Below are 23885 nucleotides of genomic sequence, written 5' to 3' on the forward strand. Positions count from 1 at the left end.
GGTGACGCCGGCCGAGGAGAAGGACTCCCCATGAGCCTCGACCTGCACGCCGCGGCGCCGCCCGAGCCCGGCGCGCCGCGCTCCGCACGGCACACACGCCGCCGCGCCGCTTCGATGACCCGGCTGGACCTGAAGTACTCGCCGTACCTGTACGTCCTGCCGTTCTTCGTGATCTTCGCCGTGTTCGGCGTGTACCCGATCGCGTACACGGTCTGGATCGCGTTGACCGACCGGTCGCCGCTGAACCCGACGATCTCCTTCGTCGGGATGGACAACTTCGTCGAACTGATCACCGAGGACCCGCAGTTCTGGAACGCGGTGGTCAACACGTTCGGCATGTTCGCGCTCTCCACAGTGCCCCAGTTGCTGCTGGCGCTGATGCTCGCCAACGCGCTGAACCGGAAGCTGCGCGCGCAGACGTTCTTCCGGATGGCCATCGCGATGCCGATCATCACCTCGACCGCTGTGGTCGCGCTGATCTTCTCGATGCTCTACGCCAAGGACTTCGGCCTGGTCAACTGGCTGCTCGACAGCATCGGCCTGGACCCGATCGACTGGCGGGCGAACCGCTTCGCCTCATGGTTCGCCATCTCCACCATGGTCGACTGGCGGTGGGTCGGCTACAACGCGCTGATCTACCTCGCCGCCATGCAGTCGATCAGCAAGGACATGTACGAGGCCGCGGCGCTGGACGGCGCCTCCCGGCGGCGCCAGTTCTGGTCCATCACGGTCCCGCAGCTGCGCCCCACGATCATCTTCACGCTGATCATCTCCACCATCGGCGGCCTTCAGCTGTTCACCGAGCCTCTGCTGTTCACCAGCGGCTCGGGCGGTCTCTCCGGTGGTTCGGAGGGGCAGTTCCAGACCATCACGATGTACCTGCTCGACGTGATGAACCAGCGCTTCCGGTGGGGGTACGCCGGAGCGGTCGCGCTCGTGCTCTTCGTGCTCATCGCGTTGATGTCGGCGATCAACTACCTGCTCGCCCGCCGCATCAGCTCCGACAAGTGAGGTGACGAGATGACGACCACCGCGGTCCGCCCGCCCACCCGGCACAGCGCGCCGGTGAAGACCACCCACCGGGCCGAGCGGCTCTGGAAGGCCAGCCCGCTCACCATGATCGGCCTGATCTTCGGCGTGCTGCTCTCCCTGTTCCCGTTCTACTGGATGATCGTGATCGCCAGCCGGACGAACGACGCGGCCAACTCCTGGCCGCCGCCGTTCCTGCCCGGCGGCAAGCTCGGCGAGAACATCGAGCGGGTGCTCGCCAACAGCGACGCCAACATCCTCAAGGGCCTGATGAACTCGTTCCTGGTCTCCGGGACGATCACCGTCGCGACGGTGTTCTTCGGCTCGCTGGCCGGCTTCGCGTTCGCGAAACTGCGCTTCCGGGGCAAGAACGCGCTGCTGCTGATCATCCTCACCTCGATGATGGTGCCGATCCAGCTCGGCGTGCTGCCGCTGTACATCCTGATGGCCAAGCTCGACTGGCTGAACACCATGCCGTCGGTGACCGTTCCGTTCCTGATCGGCGGCTTCGGGATCTTCATGATGCGCCAGTACGCCGAACAGGCGGTACCGAACGAGTTGATCGAGGCTGCTCGGGTGGACGGCTGTTCCACCTGGCGGGTGTACTGGCACGTGGTGGCGCCCGCACTGCGTCCGGCCGCCGCGGTGCTGGGTCTGCTGACCTTCATGGAGCAGTGGAACCAGTTCTTCTGGCCGTTCGTGGTGCTGGCCGACCCGTCCAACCCGACCGTCCAGATCTCGCTGCGCAGCCTCAACACCGCCTACTTCGCCGACAACTCGCAGATCTTCGCCGGTACGTTGATCGCGACCCTGCCCCTGTTCGTCGTGTTCGTTCTGTTCGGCCGCCAGATCATCGGCGGCATCATGGAAGGCGCCGTCAAGTCGTGAGCAACCCAGCAAGCCCGCCCGCCGTCGGTCTCCTCGACGCCGGTCCGGCCCTCACCTTCCCGCCCGACTTCCTCTGGGGCGCGGCCACCGCCGCGTACCAGATCGAGGGCGCGGCGGCGGAGGGTGGCCGTACGCCGTCGATCTGGGACACCTTCAGCCACACCGAGGGGCGGACGGTGGCCGGGCACACCGGCGACGTGGCGTGCGACCACTACCACCGGATGCCGGACGACGTGCGGCTGATGGCCGACCTGGGCCTGCGGTCGTACCGCTTCTCGGTGAGCTGGCCGCGGGTGCAGCCGGGCGGCACGGGCGGCGTCAACCAGGAGGGCATGGACTTCTACCGCCGCCTGATCGACGAACTGCTCGGCCACGGCATCGAGCCCTGGCTGACGCTCTACCACTGGGACATGCCGCAGCCGCTGGAGGACGCGGGCGGCTGGCCGGCCCGGGACACCGCCGGTCGGTTCGCCGAGTACGCGCACCTGGTCGCCGAGGCCCTCGGCGACCGGGTGAAGTACTTCACCACGCTGAACGAGCCGTGGTGCTCGGCGTTCCTCGGCTACGGCTCCGGCGTGCACGCGCCGGGCCGCTCCGACGGCGCGGACGCGCTGCGGGCCGGGCACCACCTGATGCTCGGTCACGGTCTGGCCGTGCAGGCGGTCCGCGCGGTCCGTCCGGACGCGCAGCTCGGCATCACCGTCAACCTGTACCCGGTCACCCCGGCGACCGGCTCGGAGGCGGACGCCGACGCGGCCCGCCGGATCGACGCGCTGGCCAACCGGTTCTTCCTCGACCCGGTGCTGCGTGGCGCGTACCCCGCGGACCTCGTCGCCGACGTGCGCGGGCTCACCGACATGGGGCACGTGCGCGACGGTGACCTGGCGACCATCGCCACGCCGCTGGACATGGTCGGGATCAACTACTACAGCCGGCACGTGGTTGCCGCGCCGGTCGAGGGCGCGGAGCCGGAGCCCTACTGGCGGGCGCCGTCCTGCTGGCCGGCCAGCGAGGACGTCCGGTTCGTCACCCGGGGTGTCCCGGTGACGGACATGAACTGGGAGATCGACGCTCCGGGGCTGGTGGAGACGCTGGAGCGGGTCCACCGGGAGTACACGGACCTGCCGCTCTACGTCACCGAGAACGGCTCGGCGTTCGTCGACGAGCTGGTCGACGGCCGGGTGGACGACCCGGACCGGCTGGCCTACTTCGCCGCGCACCTGCGCGCGGCGCACGCCGCGATCGAGGCCGGCGTGCCGCTCAAGGGCTACTTCGCCTGGTCGCTGATGGACAACTTCGAGTGGGCCTGGGGCTACACGAAGCGGTTCGGCATGGTCTATGTCGACTACGACAGCCAGGCCCGGATCGCGAAGTCCAGCGCCAGGTGGTACGCCGACGTGATCCGACGCAACGGACTGCCCGCACAATAAGCTGGGCCAGCCAGTAACGGGCGGCCCGGCGCCGACGCCTCAATCGGTGCCGGGTCCGCCCGACCGTCGGAGGAGCAACAGACGATGACAACGCAGCGCACCCGCTCGCTCGGGCGTCCGACCCTCGACGCGGTCGCGGCTCGCGCCGGCGTCGGGCGCGGCACGGTCTCCCGCGTGGTCAACGGCTCGCCGCAGGTCAGCCCGGAGGCCCGGGCCGCCGTCCAGCAGGCCATCGCCGAGCTGGGGTACGTGCCGAACCGCGCCGCCCGTGCGCTGGTCACCCAGCGGACCGACTCGGTGGCCCTGGTCGTCTCCGAGTCGGGGGAGCGGGTCTTCACCGAGCCGTTCTTCGCGGCGATCGTGCGGGGCGTCAGCTCCGGGCTGGTGGAGACGCCGATGCAGCTCTGGCTGGCCATGGTGCAGTCGCCGATCGAGCGGGAACGGGTCGAGCACCACCTGACCAACCAGCACGTCGACGGCGTGCTCCTGCTCTCGCTGCACGACGCCGACCCGCTGCCCACGCTGCTGGAGGAGCGCGGCCTGCCGACGGTGCTCGGCGGCCGGCCGGCGCGGATGCTGCACCCGAACGCCCAGCCGGCGTGGTTCGTCGACATGGACAACGTCGGCGGCGCGCGGCAGGCGGTGGAGCACCTGTTCCGCAAGGGGCGACGGCGGGTCGCCACCATCGCCGGCCCGCAGGACATGGGCGCCGGCCTGGCCCGGCTCTCCGGCTACCAGGAGGCCGTCCGGGCCTCTGGCGGCCGGGTCGACCCGGGCCTGATCGCGTACGGGGACTTCAGCGAGGGCAGCGGCACCGCGGCGATGCGCCGGCTGCTGGACGTCTGCCCGGAACTGGACGCCGTGTTCGTCGCCTCCGACCTGATGGCGTTCGGCGCGTTGCGCGCGCTGCGCGAGGCCGGCCGCCGGGTGCCCGAGGACGTCGCGGTGATCGGCTTCGACGACGCCCCGATCGCGCGTCAGGCCGAGCCGCCGCTGACCACCGTGTTCCAGCCGGTCGAGGAGATGGGCCGGCAGATGGCCCGGCTGCTGGTCTCCCGCATCCGCGGCGAGGAGGTCCCCTCGCCGCACGTGCTGCTGGACACCGAGCTCATCCACCGCGCCTCCGCCTGACCCGCCCGCAGGGAGCCGGTCAGGACCAGCGGCGCAGTTCCCGGCGGGCCAGCGAGGCGCGGTGCACCTCGTCCGGGCCGTCGGCCAGGCGCAGCGTGCGGGCCGCCGCCCACAGTTCGGCCAGCGGGGTGTCCTGGCTGACACCGGCCCCGCCGTGCGCCTGGATCGCCTTGTCGATCACCCACTCGGCCATCAGCGGCGTGGCGATCTTGATGGCCTGGATCTCGGTGTGCGCGCCCTTGTTGCCGACGGTGTCCATCAGCCACGCGGTCTTGAGCACCAGCAGGCGGGCCTGCTCGATGCGGACCCGCGACTCGGCGATCCACTCCCGCACCACGCCCTGCTCGGCGAGCGGGCGGCCGAACGCCACCCGGTCGAGCACGCGCCGGCAGAGCAGCTCCAGGGCCCGCTCGGCCATGCCGATCAGGCGCATGCAGTGGTGGATGCGGCCGGGGCCGAGCCGGGCCTGGGCGATGGCGAACCCGGTGCCCTCCTCGCCGACCAGGTTCTCCGCCGGCACCCGCACGTCGGTGAAGTCGATCTCGGCGTGCCCGCCGTGCGGGGCGTCGCTGTAGCCGAAGACGCGCATCCCGCGTCGTACCGTCACGCCGGGGGTGTCCCGGGGCACCAGGATCATGCTCTGCTGGCGGAGCCGGTCGGCGTCCGGGTCGGTCTTGCCCATCACGATGAAGATCTCGCAGCGCGGGTCCATCGCCCCGGACGACCACCACTTGCGGCCGTTGATCACGTAGTGGTCGCCGTCGCGGGTGATCCGGGTGCCGATGTTCGTCGCGTCGGAGGAGGCCACCTCCGGCTCGGTCATGCAGAACGCGGACCGGATCTCCCCGGCCAGCAGCGGCATGAGCCACTGCTTGCGCTGCGCCTCGGAGCCGAACTCGGCCAGCAGCTCCATGTTGCCGGTGTCCGGCGCGGCGCAGTTGAGCGCCTCCGGTGCCAGGTGCGGACTGCGGCCGGTCAGCTCGGCCAGCGGCGCGTACTGCAGGTTGGTCAGGCCGGCGCCGTAGCGGGCGTCGGGCAGGAACAGGTTCCACAGCCCGCGCTCGCGCGCCTGCGCCTTCAGCTCCGCCATCACCGGCGGGCGGGCCCACGGGTCGCCGGCCGCGAGCACCTGCTCGTGGTGCACCGGCTCGGCCGGGTACACGCACTCGGTGAGGAACGCCTCCAGCCGCTGCCGCAGCTCGACCGTCCGGTCGTCGTACGCGAACTCCATCTAGTTCTCCCTCACCGCGCGCAGCCCGTGCGCCACGAGTGGCGCCACCATGTCACCGATCCGGTCGAAACCCTCGCCCAGCGTCTGCCCGAGCGTGTGCCGGTAGTGGATGCCCTCGCAGATCACCGCCAGCTTGAAACAGCCGAGCGCCACGTGCCAGTGCAGCGGCCCGACGTCGACGCCGGCGCGCCCGGCGTACCGCTCGATCAGCTCGGCGCCGGTGGGGAAACCGGCGCGCGGGCCGATGCCGTCGGCCACCGGGTTGCCCTCGCCGTGGTCGCTGTCGCCCAGCACGTCCCAGTACGTCAGCAGCAGCCCGAGGTCGGCCAGCGGGTCGCCGAGCGTGGCCATCTCCCAGTCGAGCACCGCCCGCACCGCCACCGGGTCGACGGTGGCGAGCAGGTTGTCCAGCCGGTAGTCGCCGTGCACGATGCGGCCCGCGTTCGCGCCCTCGGGCACGCTCGCGGCCAGCGCGTCGCGCAGCTCGTCGATGCCGGGCAGCGGCCGGCTGCGGGAGCGGTCGAGCTGGCCGGCCCGGCGGCGTACCTGCCGGCCCAGGTAGCCCTCGGGGCGGCCGAAGTCGGCCAGGCCCACCTCGGCCGGCTCGACCCGGTGCAGCGTGGCGAGCGTGTCCATCATCGCCATCGCGAGGTCGCGCCGCTGCGCCGGCGTCAGCGCGTCGGTCTGCTCCCGCCGCCGGTAGACCTCGCCGTCGACCTTCGCCATCAGGTAGAACGGCGCGCCGATGACGCTCTCGTCGGCGCAGAGCAGCAGCGCCTCCGGCACCGGTACGCCGGTCGGCGCGAGCGCCGAGATCACCCGGTGCTCCCGGGCCATGTCGTGCGCGGTGGCCAGCACGTGCCCGAGCGGTGGCCGGCGCAGCACCACCTCGCGGTCGCCGGCGCGCAGCAGGTAGGTCAGGTTGGACTTGCCGCCGGCGATCAGCCGCGCCGACAGCGGGCCGGTCAGATCCGGCCGGTGCGCGGCCAGGTAGGCGGTGAGCCGGTCGAGGTCGAGCCCGCGGGGTGCCGAGCCGGCCGAGAACCGGGCGACGGCGGCCGGATCGGTCATCCGAATAGTTGATGGCAGCTCAGCTTTGTTGTCAAGGTCAGGCTTTCCCGGCGGGACATGCCGCTGCAACAGGGGCGAAATGGTCAACCGGCAGGCTGGGCCCCAGCCTGCCGGCCGCCCGGCCGGCGCGCCGAGCGGAGGGGAACAGACATGCTGCTGAGAGTTCGGGTGACCCTGCCGGACCGACCGGGCACGCTCGGCCAGGTGGCCCGGACACTCGGCGTCTCCGGCGCCGACATCGTGCAGGTGGTGGTCCTGGAGCGGCTCGGCGGCCGGGCGGTGGACGACTTCACAGTGGTGTGGCCGGGCGCGGCGCGGGTGGAGCGGATGCTCGCCGGGCTGGCTGCGATCCCCGGCGTGCGGGTGGACGGCGTGTGGCGGGCGATTGGCGCGCCCACCACCACCGGGCAGGACGCGGAACTGCTCGCGCAGGTGGCCGCCAACCCGGCCGACGGGGTGGCCACGCTCGTCGACGCGGCCCCCGGGCTGCTTGCCGCCGACTGGGCGGTGGCCGCCGTCGTACCCCTGGACTGGGCCTCGCGCAGCGGCGAGGCGGGCGTCGCCGCGATCGGCCACGCGAGCTGGCGGGCGCCGACGCCGCCCCGGCTGCCCGAGGTGACCCCGCTGCGGGCGCGGTCCATCACCAGCCCGGAGGGGCACCACTACGCGGTCGCGCCGTTCGGCCGGGCCGGCCTGGTGCTGGTGGTCGCCCGCGACCACAGCGAGCCACTGGCCGCGGCCGGGTTCCACTCCACCGAGGTGGACCGGCTCGCCCAGATCGTCCGCGCCAGCGCGGTGATCCTCGGCGACCGGCTGGACCTGGTCGGCGCGCCACCCGTGACCACCGTCACCTGACCGGACGGGCCGCGTCACCGCGGGGCAACGGGCCCGCAACAGGGGCACGGCATGGTCGGTGTCGAGGAAGGGAGACAACCATGGCGCTGTGGCGGATCCGAGCCACCGTGGACGACCGGCCGGGTTACCTGTCGGTGCTCACGGCGAGCCTCGCGTTGCGCGGGGTCAACATCCTCAGCGTGCAGGTGCACACCACCGAGGCCGGCGCGGTCGACGACTTCCTGGTCGACGCCCCCGAGCACGTCACCGAGGCGGAGCTGCGGGCCGCCGTGGAACGCGGCCGGGGCCGGGACTGCTGGGTCGCGCGCAGCGAGGCGCGCGGGCTGGCCGACGAGCCGACCCGGGTGGTCGGGCTCGCCGGGCGGCTGGTCCGTGACCCGGAGGCGACCGGCGCGGCGCTGCGCGCGCTGCTCGGCGCCGACATCGTGACCTGGCGTCCGACGCCCGCCGCCGCGCCGGGCGGGGTGGGCGGCACGACCATGGCGCTCGCGGACCCGGCCGGCGGCGCGTACGAGCTGCGCCGCCGGGAGCCGAGCTTCACCCCGGCCGAGTACGCCCGGGCGCAGGCCCTGGTCGAGCTGGCGGCGATGCTGGCCCGCCGGGACACCGACCGGGTCACGCTGGTGCTGCCTGACGGCGGGGAGGTGTCGGTGCGGGCGGCGACGGCCGAGGACGTCCCCGGCGTACGCGAGCTGCACGCGGCCTGCTCGCCGCGCAGCCGGCAGCGGCGTTACCTGAGCGGGGCGGCCGACCCGGCGCCGGCGCGGCTGCGCCGGCTGCTGGAGCCGGCCCGGGGCGTGACCCTGCTCGCCACGGCGGGCTCCGGCGGGGCGGCGGAGCCGGTCGTGGCGATGGCGAACCTGCTCGGTGAGGGCGACGAGGCCGAGGCGGCGCTGCTGGTCCGCGACGACTGGCAGCGCCGGGGCCTGGGCTCGGCGCTGCTGCGCCGCCTGCTCGGCCACGCCGACCGGGCCGGGTACGCCGCGGTGCTGCTGCACGTGCAGGCCGAGAACACCCCGATGCTGCGGACGCTGCGCCGCCTGGACCGGCCGGTGGCGATGGAACGCGACGGCGCGGTGCTGACCGTGACGCTTCCGCTGGTTCCCGCGCCGCCGACGGGCGAGCCGGCGTCCGGCGGTGACGCGGTGACCGGCGGACCGGCGGTGGCCGGTCGCGGCGCGGTCGTGCCGGCGCGACGGCCAGGATGAGCTGACGGCCGTCCGGCCGGACCACGGAGGTGAGCCGCAACGGCGCGGCACGCCCGAGGGGTCCGACCGGAGGGCCGCAACCGGCGCGTTCGCGCGCCACCCGGACCGACCTCCGATGCGGGGGACGGTGACGCGGCGGGGCCCCCGATGCGGGGGCCCCGTCCGTGTTCGCGGGATCAGGTGGCGGGGTAGCTGCTGTAGTCGGGGAAGTTGCCGTAGAGCCGGCCGTCGCCGCCCACCGTCACCGCCTGCACCAGCAGGTCGCCGCCGACGAACGCGCCCTTCCAGGAGGCGCCCCGGCCGCCGAACGGCTCGTCCCGGTCGCCCCGGGAGCGCGGCTTGTTGATGCCCACCTTGAACGCCTGCAGGTCCACCGCCAGCTTGCCGGCGAGCTCCTCATCGTCGCAGGCCAGCGACGCGACGAGCGCGCCGTTGGAGGCGTTCATCGCCGCCAGCAGCTCGTCGGTGGTGTCCACCACGACGATGGTGTCGACCGGGCCGAACGGCTCGGCGTGCATCAGGCGGGACCGGCCGGGCGGGGCCAGCAGCACTGCGGGCGCCACGTACGCGGACGTGTCCTGCCCGTCGAGGAACGGCGCGCCGTCGAGCTTGCCCCGGTGCAGCGGCACGGCGCCGCCGCGTACCGCCTCCTCGACCTTGCGGCGCAGCTCCTCGGCCTTGGCGGCGCTGATCAGCGGCCCGAAGTCCAGCTCCGGCAGCGGGTCGCCGGCCGACCAGTCGTCGCCGACCGCGAGCGGGTGGCCGAACCGGATCGAGCGGACCACCGGCAGGTACATGTCGAGGAACTCGTCGACCAGGTCGCGCTGGACCACGAACCGGGGGTACGCGGTGCAGCGCTGCTTGCCGTACTCGAAGCCCTTGCGCAGATGCGCGGCGAGCGAGTCCCACTGGGAGAAGTTCCAGATGCCCCAGGCGTTGAGGCCCTCCTGCTCGATGAAGTGCCGCTTGTCGCAGTCGAGCAGCGCGGCGGCGACCTTGCCGCCGTTGGAGCGGCCGCCGACGAACGCCACCGCGCCGATCTCCGGCGCGCGGACGAGCACCTCGGACAGTTCCTCGCCGCTGCCGGACAGCAGGGTGGCGGGCAGTCCGGCGCGGCGCATCAGCGCGTGGGCGACGGTGAGGCAGACCGCGCCGCCCTGCGACGGCGTCTTGGCGATCACCGCGTTGCCGGCCAGCAACTGCACCAGCTCGGCGTGCACCAGCACGCTCATCGGGTAGTTCCAGGAGGCGATGTTGCTGACCGGGCCGGGCAGCGGCTCCCGGCCGTCGGCGAGCATCCGCTCGATTTCGCCCACGTACCAGCGCACGCCGTCCAGCGCACGGTCCACGTCGGCGCAGGCCAGCCGCCACGGCTTGCCGATCTCCCAGACCAGCAGGAGGGCGAGCAGGTCGCGGTGCTCGGTGAGCGCGTCGGGCGCGTCGGTGACCCGGGCGACGCGCTCGGGCAGCGGGGTCCGCGCCCACTCCCGGTGCGCCGCCGCGGCGTGGGCGACAGCGCCGCGCGCCGCCTCGGCGTCGAGCCGGGCCAGGTTGATGAGGACCGTGTTGTCGACAGGGGTACGGACCGGAGCCGGTGTGCCGAGCGCGCGCCACTGCCCTTGGACGAGATTGTGGAGCGTGGGTATGCCCTCGGGTGTGGTGTCGAATGCCTCGGGCGTGGCGGCCACCGCCCGGGCGAGCGTGTCGGACCAGGAGGTGCCCTCGGCGAGTCGTAGAGCCATCGCGATCTCCTCAGGGTTGTCCGGGGAGCGGCGGCGTCGATGGCACCGCAGGTGAGGCGTACTGTCGCGCGGTGCCGAGCGGGCGGGCAACCGTACGCTCGTATGCCAGGACGGCGGCGGCCCGGACGGGGCCGTCGGCGGCGCGTTAGTCGCAGTCGCGATGCCGCTGAGCTGGGAACGAGCCGCCTCGATATCGAGGTGCGTCGATGATGTGATCCAGCTCCCGTTGGTTACCCACCAGTACGTCCGGCGAGGTCCACCGGCGACGGCCTTCCCAACGTGTTGCGTGCCCATTACATTGTCGCTTATCCATGGGAGCGCTCCCGAGGCTCCCGCGGTCACCCCACCACCACTGCCTCGCGGCAGCCGGAGCCCGAAGCGCCGTCCCCGCTCCGGCTGCCGCGCGGCGCCAGCCACAGGAGCTCGCCATGCCCCGTCCGATACCGCCGCCCGGAGGCCGGTCGCGGCTGCGCCGGCTGCTCGCCGCCGGCGCCGCGCTGGCCGTCGGCCTGGCCACGGCCGTCGCCGCCGCGCCGCCCGCGTCGGCCATGGAGGTACCCGCCGCCGCGCAGGCCGCGGCCACGTTCAACTACGCCGAGGCGTTGCAGAAGTCGCTGTTCTTCTACGAGGCGCAGCAGTCCGGCCGCAAGCCCTCGTGGAACCGCGTCTCCTGGCGCGGCGACTCGGCGCTCACCGACGGCGCCGACGTCGGCGTCGACCTCACCGGCGGCTGGTACGACGCCGGTGACCACGTGAAGTTCGGCTTCCCGATGGCGTTCAGCGCCACCATGCTGGCCTGGGGCGCGGTCGAGTACCGCGACGGCTACGTCGCCTCCGGGCAGCTCACCCACCTGCTGAACAACCTGCGCTTCGTCAACGACTACTTCGTCAAGGCGCACCCCGCGCCGAACGTCCTCTACGGACAGGTCGGCAAGGGCGACGACGACCACAAGTGGTGGGGCCCGGCCGAGGTGATGCCGATGGCGCGGCCCGCGTACAAGATCGACGCGAGCTGCGGCGGCGCGGACCTGGCGGGGGAGACGGCGGCCGCGATGGCCGCCTCGTCCATGGTGTTCCGGCCCACCGACGCGACCTACGCGGACAAGCTGCTCGGCCACGCCAAGCAGCTCTACACGTTCGCCGACACCGTGCGGAAGAACTACCACGAGTGCATCACCGACGCGACGAGCTTCTACAAGTCGTGGAGCGGCTACCAGGACGAGCTGGTCTGGGGCGCGATCTGGCTGTACCGGGCCACCGGTGACGCGACCTACCTCGCAAAGGCGGAGAGCGAGTACGACAAGCTCGGCACCGAGCCGCAGTCCACCACCCGCTCCTACAAGTGGACGATCGCCTGGGACAACAAGCAGTTCGGCGCGTACGTGCTGCTGGCCAACCTGACCGGCAAGCAGAAGTACGCCGACGACGCCAACCGGTGGCTGGACTACTGGACGGTGGGCGTCAACGGGCAGCGCGTGCCGTACTCGCCCGGCGGAATGGCGGTGCTCGACTCGTGGGGCGCGCTGCGGTACGCCTCCAACACCGCGTTCGCCGCGCTGGTCTACAGCGACAAGACCACCGACACCACGCGCAAGGCGCGCTACCACGACTTCGCCGTCCGGCAGATCAACTACGCGCTCGGCGACAACCCGCGCAACTCCAGCTACCAGATCGGCTTCGGCGCCAACTCGCCGCGCAACCCGCACCACCGCACCGCGCACGGCTCCTGGTGGGACAGCCAGACCGTGCCCACCGAGACCCGGCACGTGCTCTACGGCGCGCTCGTCGGCGGCCCGTCGGCGGCCAACGACGCGTACACCGACAGCCGGTCGGACTACGTGATGAACGAGGTGGCAACCGACTACAACGCCGGCTTCACCTCCGCGCTGGCCCGCCTCGCCAACGAGTACGGCGGCAGCCCGCGCGCCGGCTTCCCGTCCGCCGAGACGCCCGACTTGGACGAGATGACTGTGGAGACCACAGTGATGCAGGCCGAGCCGCGCGCCACCGGGCTCAAGGCGATCATCTACAACAAGTCGGCGTTCCCGGCCCGGGCGCTGACCACCGGTAAGTTCCGGTACTTCTTCCGGCCCGACGGCACCGGAGCGGTGACCGTGACCCCCGGCTACACGCAGGGCTGCCCGTCGCCGTCGACCGCGAAGCAGTTCTCCGGCGACATCTGGTACGTCGAGGTCGACTGCACCGGCTACACCATCGCGCCCGCCGGGCAGTCGCAGCACCGGATGGAGGTCCAGTTCAAGATCGGGGTGCCGGAGGGCGGCACCTGGGACCCGACGAACGACCCGTCGTACCAGGCCACGGCCGGGCCCAACCCCAAGGTGCCGCTCTACTCCGGCGGCGTGCGGGTCTGGGGCGAGGAGCCCGGACCGGTCACCCCGGACACCACCGCGCCCACAGTGCCCGGCACCCCTGTCGCGTCCGCCGTCACGTCGAGCGGGCTCACGCTGACCTGGGCCGCGTCCACCGACACCGGTGGCAGCGGCCTGGCCGGCTACGAGATCACCCAGGCGCAGACCGGCAGCGACGCGCTGGTGCTGCGCACCGCCACCACCAACACGCTCGCGGTGACCGGGCTGCTGCCCGAGCGGACGTACCAGTTCACCGTGCGGGCGCTCGACGGCGCCGGCAACCGCTCGGCGTCGTCCGCGGCGGTCAGCGTCACCACGCCGGCCGGCCCGGCGCCGGACACCACAGCGCCGACCGCGCCCGGCACCCCCACCGCCTCCGCGATCGGCCCGACCGGACTGACGCTGACCTGGGGTCCGTCCACCGACGCGGTGGGCGTCACCGGCTACCGCGTCTACCGGGGCGGGAACGTCCTGGTCGGCTCGGCCACCGGCACCACGCTGGCGGTGACCGGGCTGACCGCCTCCACCACGTACACCTTCACTGTGGTGGCGGTGGACGCGGCCGGAAACGTCTCTCCCGCCTCGTCCGGCGTCACGGTGACCACCACCGCGCCGCCTGCCGGCGGGAGCTGCGCGGTGACCTGGACGGCGAACTCCTGGGACACCGGGTTCACCGCGAACATCACCGTCGCCAACACCGGCACCACGGCGATCAACGGCTGGACGCTGGCGTTCACGTTCGGCAACGCCGGGCAGAAGGTCGGGCAGGCCTGGTCGGCGAACGTGACCCAGACGGGCACGGCGGTGACCGCGTCGAACCTGTCCTACAACGGCACGCTGGCGCCGGGGGCGTCGACGAGCTTCGGCTTCAACGGCACCCACACCGGCTCGAACCCGAGGCCGGCGAGCTTCACGCTCAACGGGACCGCCTGCACGGTCTCCTGACCGTCGACGCGGCGTGGCCGGCATCGCACCCCGGGTGACCAGCCACGCCGCGCCGGGCCGCGCGCGGCAAAAACGTTCCGAAACTTTTCCGAAACACCATTGTCCCCGTCGATGCGTGGTGGAAGCATCGACAAAGCTAGATACCCCAACCGAAACGTCCAGTCGTCCCGCCCCGACGGCCTGGGTGTTGGCCAGTAAGGAGGCCAAGATGGCAATGAGCCCATCCGCTCATCGCGGCGGGAGTCGGCGACGGCGATCGCCCGCCGTCCGAGCGCTGCTCGCCGGCGCGGTCAGCGTCGTGACGGTGGCCGCCGTCGCGGTGATGATGCCGTCGGCGAACGCCGCCGCGAGCACGCTGGGCGCGGCCGCCGCGCAGTCGGGCCGGTACTTCGGCACCGCCATCGCGGCGGGCCGGCTCGGCGACTCGACGTACAGCACGATCGCCGGGCGTGAGTTCAACATGATCACGGCCGAGAACGAGATGAAGCCGGACGCGACACAGCCCCAGCGGGGCCAGTTCAACTTCAACTCGGGCGACCAGATCTACAACTGGGCGACCCAGCGGGGCCTGAAGGTCCGGGGGCACACGCTGGCGTGGCACGCGCAGCAGCCGGGCTGGATGCAGAGCCTCAGCGGCAGCAACCTGCGTCAGGCGATGATCGACCACATCAACGGTGTGATGGCCCACTACCGGGGCAAGCTGGCCGCGTGGGACGTGGTGAACGAGGCGTTCAACGAGGACGGCAGCCGCCGTAGCTCCAACCTGCAGGGCACCGGTAACGACTGGATCGAGGTGGCGTTCCGCACCGCGCGGGCGGCCGACCCGTCGACGAAGCTGTGCTACAACGACTACAACATCGAGAACTGGTCGTACGGCAAGACGCAGGGTGTCTACAACATGATCCGGGACTTCAAGTCCCGGGGTGTGCCGATCGACTGCGTCGGGTTGCAGACCCACTTCACCGGTGGCAGCTCGCTGCCGAGCAACTTCCAGACCACGCTGTCCAGCTTCGCCGCGCTCGGTGTGGACGTGGCGCTGACCGAGGTCGACGTCACGAACTCCTCGACCAGCCAGTACGCCGGGCTGACCCAGGCGTGCATCAACGTGCCGCGCTGCATCGGCATCACGGTCTGGGGCGTGCGCGACAGCGACTCGTGGCGCTCAGGCGAGAGCCCGCTGCTGTTCGACGGCAGCGGCAACAAGAAGGCCGCGTACAACTCGGTCCTCAACGTGCTCAACGCGGCCGCCCCGACCTCGGGGCCGACCACGACCCCGACCACGGGACCGCCGCCGAGCGGCGGCGCCGGCCGGCTCGTCGGCGTGCAGTCGGGCCGGTGCATCGACGTGCCGAACGCCACCCAGACGAACGGCACCCGGGTGCAGCTCTACGACTGCAACGGTCAGTCGAACCAGCAGTGGACGTACACCTCCAGCAAGCAGCTGATGGTCTACGGCAGCAAGTGCCTCGACGCGAACGGCGCAGCCACCGCCAACGGCACCGGAATCATCATCTGGGACTGCAACGGCCAGTCCAACCAGCAGTGGAACATCAACTCCAACGGCACCATCAGCGGCGTGCAGTCCGGCCGCTGCCTGGACGTCTGGGGCACCGGCAACGGCCAGCAGATCCAGTTGTACGACTGCCACGGACAGACCAACCAGCAGTGGCGGACCGACTTCGGTGGTGGCACCACGCCGCCCCCGACCACGCCGCCGCCGACCACGACGCCCCCGCCGGGCGGCTGCTCGCTCCCGTCGACCTACCGGTGGTCGTCCACCGGCTCGCTGGCCAACCCGCAGAACGGCTGGGTCTCGCTCAAGGACTTCACCAACGTGGTCTACAACGGCAAGCACCTGGTCTACGGGTCGTACGTCAACAGCAGCGGCCAGTACAGCTCGATGAACTTCAGCACGTTCACGAACTGGTCCGACATGGCCTCGGCCGGTCAGAACGGAATGAGCCAGGGCACCGTGGCGCCCACGCTGCTGTACTTCGCGCCGAAGAACATCTGGGTGCTGGCGTACCAGTGGGGGCCGACCTCGTTCAGCTACAAGACGTCGAGCGACCCGACCAACGCCAACGGCTGGTCCTCGGCGCAGACGCTGTCCACCGCCACCCTGCCCGACGCCCCGTACGGCGTCATCGACCAGACCCTGATCGGTGACGACCAGAACATGTACCTGTTCTTCGCCGGGGACAACGGCAAGATCTACCGGTCGAGCATGCCGCTCGGGAACTTCCCGGGCAGCTTCGGCTCGAACTACACGACGATCATGACCGACTCGACGAACAACCTGTTCGAGGGCGTCGAGGTCTACAAGGTGGCGGGCCAGAACCAGTACCTCATGATCGTCGAGGCGATCGGAAGCCAGGGACGCTACTTCCGGTCGTTCACGTCCAACAGCCTCAGCGGCTCGTGGACCCCGCAGGCCGCGACGGAGAGCAACCCCTTCGCGGGCAAGGCCAACAGCGGCGCGACGTGGACCAACGACATCAGCCACGGTGACCTGGTCCGTACCAACCCCGACCAGACCAAGACCGTCGACGCCTGCAACCTGCAGCTCCTGTACCAGGGCAAGAACCCCAGTGCGGGAGGCGACTACAACCTGCTGCCGTGGCGGCCGGGTGTGCTGACCCTCCAGCGCTGACCGTCACACAGTCACCGGAAGACGTGCCCGGCACCCACGTGGTGCCGGGCACGCCCTTTCCGGTGGGGCGGCCCGGCCGGCGCGCGGGCGGCGGCGAGCCGGGGCAAGCTGGGACGGTGGAGCGCGAGCTGCTGACCGTCGGACACGGGGCCGCCCGCCGCGACCAGTTCGGAGACCTGCTGGCCGGCGCGGCTGTCGCCCTGGTCGTCGACGTGCGCCGCTACCCGGCCAGCCGGACCAACCCCGACGTCCGCCGCGAGGCCATGGAACGCTGGCTGCCCGAACGGGGCATCGGCTACCGCTGGGAGCCGCGCCTCGGCGGCCGCCGGCACGTCCCCGCCGGCGAGCCGGAACCGGACACCTGGTGGACGGTCGCGGCCTTCCGGGCGTACGCCGCGTACACCCGCACGCCCGACTTCGACGCGGCGGTGGACGAGGCGCTGGCCGACGCCGCGCTGCGGAGAACCGCTGTGATGTGCAGCGAGAGCGTCTGGTGGCGCTGCCACCGGCGGCTGATCGCCGACGTCGCCGTGCTCGGCCGCGGCGTGCCGGTGTCGCACCTCATGCCGGACGGCCGGCTCAGCCCGCACCGGCCCGCCGAGGGCGCCCGCCGCCTGCCCGACGGGCACCTGCTCTGGGCCGGCTGACTCAGCCCGCCAGATCCTCGGCGAGCAGATCCATCAGCAGCGCGTCGTGCCAGCGCCCGTCCGCCCCGCGCTCGTAGCGGCGCATGATGCCCACCGGGCGGAAACCCACCTTCGCGTACGCCCGGATCGCCGCCGTGTTCGCCGCCGCCGGGTCGATGGTGAACCGGTGGTGGCCGTACTCGTCGATCAGGTGCCGGACCAGCGTGCGGACCGCGTCGCCGCCCAGCCCGGTGCCGCGTACCGCCGGGTCGAGGAAGACGTCCAGGCTGGCGTGCCGGTAGTCCGGGTCGGTCTCGGCGTACCACTGGATCGCGCCGACCAGCCGGCCGTCGTGCTCGACCGCGTAGACGGTCAGCTCGTCGTCGGCCAGGTCGGCGCGCACCGATGCGGCCAGGTCGTCGCCGCCGCGCCACCAGCGGCGCACCTCGGGGGTGGCCCGGATCGCGGCCAGCGCGGGCACGTCGGCGTCGGTCACCGGCCGCAGCGTCACCGCCCGCCCCCGCAGCACGCCTCAGCCCCGCCGCTCGCCGTGCTCGACGCAGACCGCCGACCAGCCGGCCGGTACGACCTGCACCTTCATCCGCCGCCGGCAGGACGCGCACCAGCGCGGCGGTTCCCACGCCCGGGCCGCCTCGCACGCCGGATGCGGCCCGGCCGCCACCGACTCGCCGCACCTGTCGCACCAGCGCGCGACCGCCTCGGGGACGGCCGGGGCGGGGGAAAGATCGGTCACCGCTGCCTCACAGGGTCGCCGAGAGCGCCTTCACCGGCATCTTCAGGTCTTCCAGCAGCTTCAGGTCGGCCGTCGCCGGGCGACCCAGCGTGGTCAGGTAGTTGCCGACGATCACCGCGTTGATGCCGCCGAGCAGACCGTCGCGGGTGCCCAGGTCACCGAGGGTCAGCTCGCGGCCGCCCGCGTACCGCAGGATGGTGCGCGGCATGGCCAGCCGGAACGCGGCGATCGCGCGCAGCGCGTCCTTGCCCTCCACCACCGGGCGGTCACCGAGCGGGGTGCCCGGCCGCGGGTTGAGGAAGTTCAGCGGCACCTCGTGCGGATCCAGCTCGGCGAGCTGCGCGGCGAACTCGGCGCGCTGCTCCACCGTCTCGCCGAGCCCGAGGATGCCGCCGCAGCAGACCTCCATGCCGGACTCGCGGACCATCCGCAGCGTCTCCCAGCGCTCCTCCCACGAGTGGGTGGTGACCACGTTCGGGAAGTAGGAGCGGCAGGTCTCCAGGTTGTGGTTGTAGCGGTGCACGCCCATCTCGACCAGTTCGTCGACCTGCTCCTTGGTGAGCATGCCGAGCGACGCGGCGACCTGGATGTCGACGGCGGCCCGGATGGCCGCGACACCCTCGCGCATCTGCTTCATCAGCCGGGCGTCCGGGCCGCGCACGGCGGCCACGATGCAGAACTCGGTCGCCCCGGTCGCGGCGGTCTGCTTCGCGGCCTCGACCAGCGCCGGGATGTCCAGCCAGACCGACCGGACCGGCGAGGTGAACAGGCCGGACTGCGAGCAGAAGTGGCAGTCCTCCGGGCATCCGCCGGTCTTCAGCGAGACGATGCCCTCGACCTCGACCTCCGGACCGCACCAGCGCATCCGGACCTCGTGAGCGAGCTGGAGCGCGGCGGGCAGGTGTTCGTCGGGCAGGTTCAGCACCGCGAGGACACCGGCCTCGTCGAGGCCGACGCCGTTGCCCAGCACCCGGTCCCGGGCCTGGTCGAGGATCTCTGGCATGGCTCGTAACCTAACAGGCCACCGAGGGCCCGGGAAACCGCCGCCAGCAGCCCCGGCGAGCCGGGACCGCGCCACGCCGGGGCCCTCGGGACGGGTGGTAACTTCGCCCCGCGGAAGCGCCCGGCGGGGCGGGGGTCGGCGGGAGGGGACGGCACAGTGGCGGACTGGCTGGCGGCCCTGGACCGCCGCGCCGAGCTGCGGGCCCGGGCGGGGCTGACCCGCACGCTGCGTCCCCGGGCCGCCGACGACCCGGTGATCGACCTGGCCGGCAACGACTACCTCGGCCTGGCCAACCACCCGGAGGTCACCGCCGCCGCCGCGACGGCCCTGTCCGCGTACGGGCTGGGCGCCACCGGGTCACGCCTGGTGCGCGGCTCCACCGAGGCCCACCACGCGCTGGAGGACGACCTGGCCGACTGGCTCGGCGTCGACCGGGCGCTCGTCTTCTCCTCCGGCTACCTGGCCAACCTCGCCGCCGTCCGGGGACTGACGCAGCCGCGTACGCTGCTCGTCTCCGACGCCCACAACCACGCCTCGCTGATCGACGGCTGCCGGATCTCCGGCGCCGAGACGCTCGTGACGCCGCACGCCGACGTCGCAGCGGTGGCGGCGGCGCTCGCCGCCGCGCCGGGCCGCCCGGCCGTGGTGGTGACCGAGTCGGTCTTCTCCGTCGACGGCGACCTGGCCCCGCTCGCGGAGCTGCACGCGGTGGCCCGCCGTCACGGCGCGCTGCTGCTCGTCGACGACGCGCACGCGCTCGGCGTCACCGGCCCGGCCGGGGCCGGCGGGGTGGCCGCCGCCGGGCTGGCCGGCGCGCCGGACGTGGTGGTCACCGCGACGCTGTCCAAGGCGCTCGGCGGCGCCGGTGGCGTGGTCGCCGGGCCGGCGGAGTTCGTCCGCCACCTGGTGGAGACCGGCCGCACGTTCATCTTCGACACCGCGCCGCCGCCCGCCGTGGTGGCCGGGGTACGCGCCGCGGTGCGCCTGGCCCGCGACGGCGACGCGCTGCGCGCCGAGCTGGCCGACCGGGTCGCGACGGCGGTGCGCCGGCTGGGCGGTGCGGGACTGCCCGTCTCCGCCCCGGACGGCGCCGTGATCTCGGTGACCGCGCCCGGCCCGGAGGCGGCGACCGCCTGGGCCGCCGCCTGCCGGGAACGGGGCGTGGCGGTCGGCTGCTTCCGTCCGCCGTCCACGCCGGACAGCCGTTCCCGGCTGCGCCTCACGGTCAGCGCCGGGGTGCGGCGGGCCGACTTCGAACGGGCCCTGGACGTGATCGTGGAGTGCGCGCGGGAGGTCTCATGAGTGACGGCTGGACCGGGCCGGTGCTGGTGACCGGCACGGACACCGAGATCGGCAAGACCGTGGTGACCGCCGCCGTCGCCGCCGCCGCGCAGGCCGCCGGACTGCGGGTCGCGGTGGTCAAGCCCGGCCAGACCGGTACGGCCACCGGTGAGCCCGGCGACGTCGACTCGGTGACCCGGCTGGCCGCCCCGCTGACCGGCCGGACGCTCGCCAGCTACCCCGATCCGCTCGCGCCGCTCGCCGCGGCCCGGGTGGCCGACCTGCCGCCGCTGGAGCTGTACAACGCCGTCGACGCGATCCGCGAGGAGGCCGACAAGCACGACCTGGTGCTGATCGAGGGCGCGGGCGGTCTGCTCGTACCGATGGGGTTGCGCCCGTCCGGCGAGCCGTGGACGGTGGCCGACCTCGCGGTGTCGCTCGGCGCGCCCGCGGTGGTGGTGGCACGGGCCGGGCTCGGCACGCTCAACCACACCGCGTTGACGCTGGAGGCGCTGGAACGGCGGGCCGTGCCGGCCGGCGTGGTGATCGGCGCCTGGCCGGCCGAGCCGGAGCTGGTGCACTGGCTCAACCTGTCCGAGCTGGTGCCGAACCTGCTCGGCGCGGTGCCGGCCGGCGCGGGCGGGATGGACCCGGGCGTGTTCCGCCGGTCCGCGCCGGGCTGGCTCACCCCCGCCCTGTACGGCGTGCTCGACGACTGGCGCGCCTGGGCCGAGGAGTAAGGAAGGGCCCCTTATTAACGCCTCCGGTAGAGGAAGGGCCCCCTGTTAACACCCGCAGGGCTCAGGCGCGACGGACCACGAACGCGTCCGGCATCCGGAACGTCAGGTTGTCCGGGCACCAGGGCGGACGGACCACAGTCACGCCGTCCAGCAGCGCGGTCGCCTCGGCGACCACCACCGCCGCCTCCATCCGGGCCAGCTGCGCGCCGACGCAGCGGTGCGGCCCGGCGCCGAACGCCAGGTGCCGCCGCGAGCCGGGCTGCCCCGGGCGGAACTCGCCCGGCGCGCCGACCACGGCCGGGTCACGCCCGGCACGGGCCAGCCACGCCACCACGCTGGTGCCCGCCGCCACCGGCAGCTCGCCGAGCATCGTGTCCGCGGCTGCCACCCGCCGCCAGGTGACGATCGGCGGTTCCAGCCGCAGCCCTTCCTCGACCACGTCGTCCACCGCCACCGTGCCGGCGCGCAGCCCGGCCCGTACCGCCGGCTCCCCGGCCAGCCGGTGCAACAGCAGGGTGAGGAACTGCGAGGTGGTCTCCTGACCGGCGACCAGCAGGAAGAACAGCGCGCCGACGACCACGTCGGGGGAGTGCCCGGCGTCGCGCAGCCGCGCGGCGAGCCCGCCCCCGGTCGCGGCGAACTCGCGCAGCACGGTGTGGAACCGGCCCACCTCGGCGGCGAGCGCGAGCTGCCGGGAGGAGTCCAGCGGCGCCCAGAACAGCTCCAGCGCGGCCCGGGCGAAGTCCTTCACCGCGCCGACCGGCGCGTCCGGCAGCTCGACCAGCCGGGCCAGCACCAGCAGCGGCAGGTCGGCGGCGAGGCCGGCGTACAGGTCGACCGGGCGGCCCGCGTCCAGCTCCGCCGCCAGAGCGGCCACCCGCTCCCGGACCAGCCCGGTCAGCCACTGGCGCTGCGCGGCCACCCGGTGCGGGTGCAGCGCGTCGGCGACGATGCCGCGGATCTCCGGGTGGCTGGCGCCGCCGTTGTTCGCCAGCGTCGGCGGCAGCCGGAACCGGTGCCCGGCGAGCACGCGCAGCGCCGCCACCGGGACCGGGGTCACCGCGTCGAGCGCGTTGTCCGGTCGGAACGTCACCGGATCGGTGAGCACCTGGCGGACGAGCGCGTGCCGGGTCACCACCAGGTGCGGCACGCCGACGTGGTCGACAACCGTGGCCGCGTCCGGCCACCGCCCGTCGACGGACTCCCCCCAGCCCCGGAACAGCACGCGGTAACGCTAGCGGCGGGCGCCGGGCGGGTTCGGGTCCAGCTCCCACACGGTGGTGTGCTTCACCCGTACGCTCTCCAGCGCCTCGGACACCGGCACGTCGTACGCGGCCAGCTCGTGGAAACGCTCGCGGGGCAGGAACGCCCGGCCCGGGTCGCCCACCAGCACCCGGGCGCCGGAACGGGCGGCCCGGAGCAGGAAGCGCAGCATCCGGCGGGCCATCGCCTCGCTGTAGAAGACGTCCCCGGCCAGCACCACCTCGGCGTCGCCCGCGTCGGAGTCGAGGATGTCGCCGAGTTCGGCGTCGACGCGTACCCCGTTGGCCCCGGCATTGAGCGCGACGGCCGCGACCGCCCGCTCGTCCACCTCGACGGCCCGGACGGTGGCCGCGCCGGCGCGGGCGGCGGCGATGGCGACCAGGCCGGAGCCGGAGGCCAGGTCGAGCACGCGGCGGCCGGCAACCACCTCGGGGTGGTCGGTGACGTAGCGGGCCAGGCCCTGCCCGCCGGCCCAGGCGAACGCCCAGAACGGCGGCGGCTGGGCGCTGCGGAACTCGCCCTCGGTCAGCTCCCACAGGCCGATCGGCTCGTCGGCCTGGTGCAGCAGCACCTCGGGGACGAACGCGACAGGGGCGAGGCGGGCGTGCAGCCGGACGAACGCGGCGGACAGCTCGGACACCGGAGAATTGTGTCCCACCCGGGGTCCCGGCCCGCATCCCGGGCGTGTCGCGGAGAGGCCGTGACCGGTTCACCACGCTCGGTGAAATGGCCCCCGTGTTGTGGCGTTGGATGCGAACACGCCCGTCTACCGGCGTGCCCGGCGCGCTCCTAGCGTTGCCTGTGGACACGACCGAGGGTGAGGAGGCGTGGTGAGCGGGTGGCGGCACGCGCTACGGATCGGACTGGTGCTGACCTTCGTGGCCGGGACCGGGTACGGGGGAGCCCTGCCCGCGCGGGCGGCGGCGGCCTTCTCCACCGAGTTGAGCGGTCTGCCGGACGAGTTCACCGCCGGGAACCGGGTGGAGACGTTATCCGCCGTGGTCTCCCGCTCCGACGGGGGCGGCTGTGTCAAGGTGCGCTGGTCGATGCTGGTGCGGGTGCAGGGCCTGCGCCTGGACCAGCTGAAGGTCGACCGGGTGGAGGACAGCGGGTCGTTCCCGCTGGAGATCCGCACCGAGGGAGACACCGCCCGGCTGACCGACCGGCAACTCGACCCGGGTGTGCTCTGCCCGGGCCGTACGGTGACGGCCCGCTACCGGGTGGCGTTCGCCGAGGACGTGGCGCGCGGGCGGGTGAGCTTCGCCGCCGAGGCGTACGACCCGCAGTTGCGGCTGCTGGCCCGGCGGACCGCCACCCGGCAGGTGGTGGGTGAGGCGGCCGAGCCGACGCCGAAGCCCTCACCGACCAGCGCGGAGCCCACGGAGGCGCCGTCGGAGGAGCCCGCCGACGTTCCGGTGACCGACGAGCCGACCGACGCGGCAGTGGTGGAGCCGCCGCCCGGTGGTGTTGCCGGTCGCCCGGTCGCGGACAGCGGTGGCTTCGGCCTCGTGCAGGCAGCGTTCCTGCTGGGTGGTCTGCTGTTGTTCCTCGGCGCCGGGTTGCTGCTGCGGATGCGCCGCCTGCTGCGCCCCGCCGCCGCCACCGAGCCGGAGACCCTGCCACCGCCCTTCGAACGCCCACGCCCGACCTGGCCGTGACCGGCCGGCGC

Annotated in this window: 20 protein-coding genes; 12 read left to right on the forward strand and 8 right to left on the reverse strand. The window is 73.1% G+C overall.

Annotated features, from left to right (window positions below; all coding sequences use genetic code 11):
* The first annotated feature begins 30 nt into the window (after nucleotides 1-30).
* The 4 genes from MicB006_RS08390 (at nucleotide 31) to MicB006_RS08405 (ending at nucleotide 4478) form a co-directional block, all read left to right on the forward strand.
* The gene (locus MicB006_RS08390; protein ID WP_043325606.1) at nucleotides 31-1011 is read left to right on the forward strand and encodes a carbohydrate ABC transporter permease; all 981 of its coding nucleotides are present in this window, start codon (nucleotides 31-33) and stop codon (nucleotides 1009-1011) included.
* A 105-nt stretch (nucleotides 1012-1116) separates the two neighbouring features.
* Nucleotides 1117-1917, forward strand: coding sequence for a carbohydrate ABC transporter permease (locus MicB006_RS08395; protein ID WP_198937639.1), 801 nt, complete (start codon nucleotides 1117-1119; stop codon nucleotides 1915-1917).
* The gene (locus MicB006_RS08400; RefSeq protein ID WP_073830125.1) at nucleotides 1914-3347 is read left to right on the forward strand and encodes a GH1 family beta-glucosidase; all 1434 of its coding nucleotides are present in this window, start codon (nucleotides 1914-1916) and stop codon (nucleotides 3345-3347) included. The genes MicB006_RS08395 and MicB006_RS08400 overlap by 4 nt, the downstream gene beginning before the upstream one ends.
* An 84-nt stretch (nucleotides 3348-3431) precedes the next feature.
* Nucleotides 3432-4478 (forward strand): LacI family DNA-binding transcriptional regulator, encoded by a 1047-nt coding sequence (locus MicB006_RS08405; RefSeq protein WP_116505054.1) that lies wholly within the window; start codon nucleotides 3432-3434, stop codon nucleotides 4476-4478.
* Between the two features lie 19 nt (nucleotides 4479-4497).
* Here MicB006_RS08405 and MicB006_RS08410 read toward each other — a convergent pair whose 3' ends face one another.
* Nucleotides 4498-5709, reverse strand: coding sequence for an acyl-CoA dehydrogenase family protein (locus MicB006_RS08410; protein ID WP_116505056.1), 1212 nt, complete (start codon nucleotides 5707-5709; stop codon nucleotides 4498-4500).
* Complete coding sequence (locus MicB006_RS08415; protein WP_116505058.1) at nucleotides 5710-6780, reverse strand: phosphotransferase family protein; 1071 nt, start codon at nucleotides 6778-6780, stop codon at nucleotides 5710-5712.
* Between the two features lie 150 nt (nucleotides 6781-6930).
* Here MicB006_RS08415 and MicB006_RS08420 point away from each other — a divergent pair, with 150 nt between their 5' ends.
* A complete protein-coding gene (locus MicB006_RS08420; RefSeq protein WP_116505060.1) occupies nucleotides 6931-7635 on the forward strand; it encodes an amino acid-binding protein in 705 nt (234 codons plus the stop codon).
* A gap of 80 nt (nucleotides 7636-7715) precedes the next feature.
* Complete coding sequence (locus MicB006_RS08425) at nucleotides 7716-8843, forward strand: GNAT family N-acetyltransferase (RefSeq protein WP_225980678.1); 1128 nt, start codon at nucleotides 7716-7718, stop codon at nucleotides 8841-8843.
* Nucleotides 8844-9019: 176 nt separating this feature from the next.
* Here MicB006_RS08425 and MicB006_RS08430 read toward each other — a convergent pair whose 3' ends face one another.
* Nucleotides 9020-10585, reverse strand: a complete 1566-nt coding sequence (locus MicB006_RS08430) for an aldehyde dehydrogenase family protein (protein ID WP_116505061.1) — start codon at nucleotides 10583-10585, stop codon at nucleotides 9020-9022.
* Nucleotides 10586-11013: 428 nt separating this feature from the next.
* On the opposite strand from MicB006_RS08430, the gene MicB006_RS08435 reads away from it, so the two are divergent.
* From MicB006_RS08435 to MicB006_RS08445, 3 genes are all read left to right on the forward strand, one after another.
* Nucleotides 11014-13899, forward strand: coding sequence for a glycoside hydrolase family 9 protein (locus MicB006_RS08435; protein WP_116505063.1), 2886 nt, complete (start codon nucleotides 11014-11016; stop codon nucleotides 13897-13899).
* Nucleotides 13900-14107: 208 nt separating this feature from the next.
* Entirely contained in the window at nucleotides 14108-16549 is a 2442-nt protein-coding gene (locus MicB006_RS08440) for a non-reducing end alpha-L-arabinofuranosidase family hydrolase (RefSeq protein WP_116505064.1), read from the forward strand.
* A gap of 116 nt (nucleotides 16550-16665) precedes the next feature.
* Nucleotides 16666-17196, forward strand: coding sequence for a DUF488 family protein (locus MicB006_RS08445; protein WP_116505066.1), 531 nt, complete (start codon nucleotides 16666-16668; stop codon nucleotides 17194-17196).
* 1 nt (nucleotide 17197) lies between these two features.
* Here the strand turns inward: MicB006_RS08445 and MicB006_RS08450 are convergent, their stop codons facing one another.
* The 3 genes from MicB006_RS08450 to bioB are packed head-to-tail and all read right to left on the reverse strand — an operon-like array spanning nucleotide 17198 to nucleotide 18932.
* The gene (locus MicB006_RS08450) at nucleotides 17198-17704 is read right to left on the reverse strand and encodes a GNAT family N-acetyltransferase (RefSeq protein ID WP_116505068.1); all 507 of its coding nucleotides are present in this window, start codon (nucleotides 17702-17704) and stop codon (nucleotides 17198-17200) included.
* 3 nt (nucleotides 17705-17707) lie between these two features.
* Complete coding sequence (locus tag MicB006_RS08455; RefSeq protein WP_116505070.1) at nucleotides 17708-17929, reverse strand: hypothetical protein; 222 nt, start codon at nucleotides 17927-17929, stop codon at nucleotides 17708-17710.
* 7 nt (nucleotides 17930-17936) lie between these two features.
* The gene (bioB, locus tag MicB006_RS08460) at nucleotides 17937-18932 is read right to left on the reverse strand and encodes a biotin synthase BioB (protein ID WP_073830114.1); all 996 of its coding nucleotides are present in this window, start codon (nucleotides 18930-18932) and stop codon (nucleotides 17937-17939) included.
* Between the two features lie 156 nt (nucleotides 18933-19088).
* Between bioB and MicB006_RS08465 the strand changes: the two genes are divergently transcribed.
* Both MicB006_RS08465 and bioD read left to right on the forward strand, forming a co-directional pair.
* A complete protein-coding gene (locus tag MicB006_RS08465; RefSeq protein WP_116505072.1) occupies nucleotides 19089-20234 on the forward strand; it encodes an 8-amino-7-oxononanoate synthase in 1146 nt (381 codons plus the stop codon).
* Nucleotides 20231-20953: a dethiobiotin synthase gene (bioD, locus tag MicB006_RS08470; protein WP_073830112.1), complete on the forward strand. Its 723-nt coding sequence runs from the start codon at nucleotides 20231-20233 to the stop codon at nucleotides 20951-20953. Before MicB006_RS08465 ends, bioD begins: the two co-directional genes overlap by 4 nt.
* 61 nt (nucleotides 20954-21014) lie before the next feature.
* Here bioD and MicB006_RS08475 read toward each other — a convergent pair whose 3' ends face one another.
* Together MicB006_RS08475 and MicB006_RS08480 are read right to left on the reverse strand one after the other, a co-directional pair.
* The gene (locus MicB006_RS08475) at nucleotides 21015-22178 is read right to left on the reverse strand and encodes a cytochrome P450 (protein ID WP_116505074.1); all 1164 of its coding nucleotides are present in this window, start codon (nucleotides 22176-22178) and stop codon (nucleotides 21015-21017) included.
* A gap of 9 nt (nucleotides 22179-22187) precedes the next feature.
* Nucleotides 22188-22856, reverse strand: a complete 669-nt coding sequence (locus tag MicB006_RS08480; protein ID WP_116505076.1) for a methyltransferase — start codon at nucleotides 22854-22856, stop codon at nucleotides 22188-22190.
* A gap of 190 nt (nucleotides 22857-23046) precedes the next feature.
* On the opposite strand from MicB006_RS08480, the gene MicB006_RS08485 reads away from it, so the two are divergent.
* Nucleotides 23047-23874 carry a hypothetical protein gene (locus MicB006_RS08485; RefSeq protein ID WP_116505078.1) on the forward strand — a complete coding sequence of 276 codons (828 nt, stop codon included), beginning with the start codon at nucleotides 23047-23049 and terminating at the stop codon, nucleotides 23872-23874.
* Nucleotides 23875-23885: the final 11 nt, after the last annotated feature.

The sequence above is a fragment of the Micromonospora sp. B006 genome (assembly GCF_003408515.1).
Taxonomy (GTDB): domain Bacteria; phylum Actinomycetota; class Actinomycetes; order Mycobacteriales; family Micromonosporaceae; genus Micromonospora; species Micromonospora echinospora_A.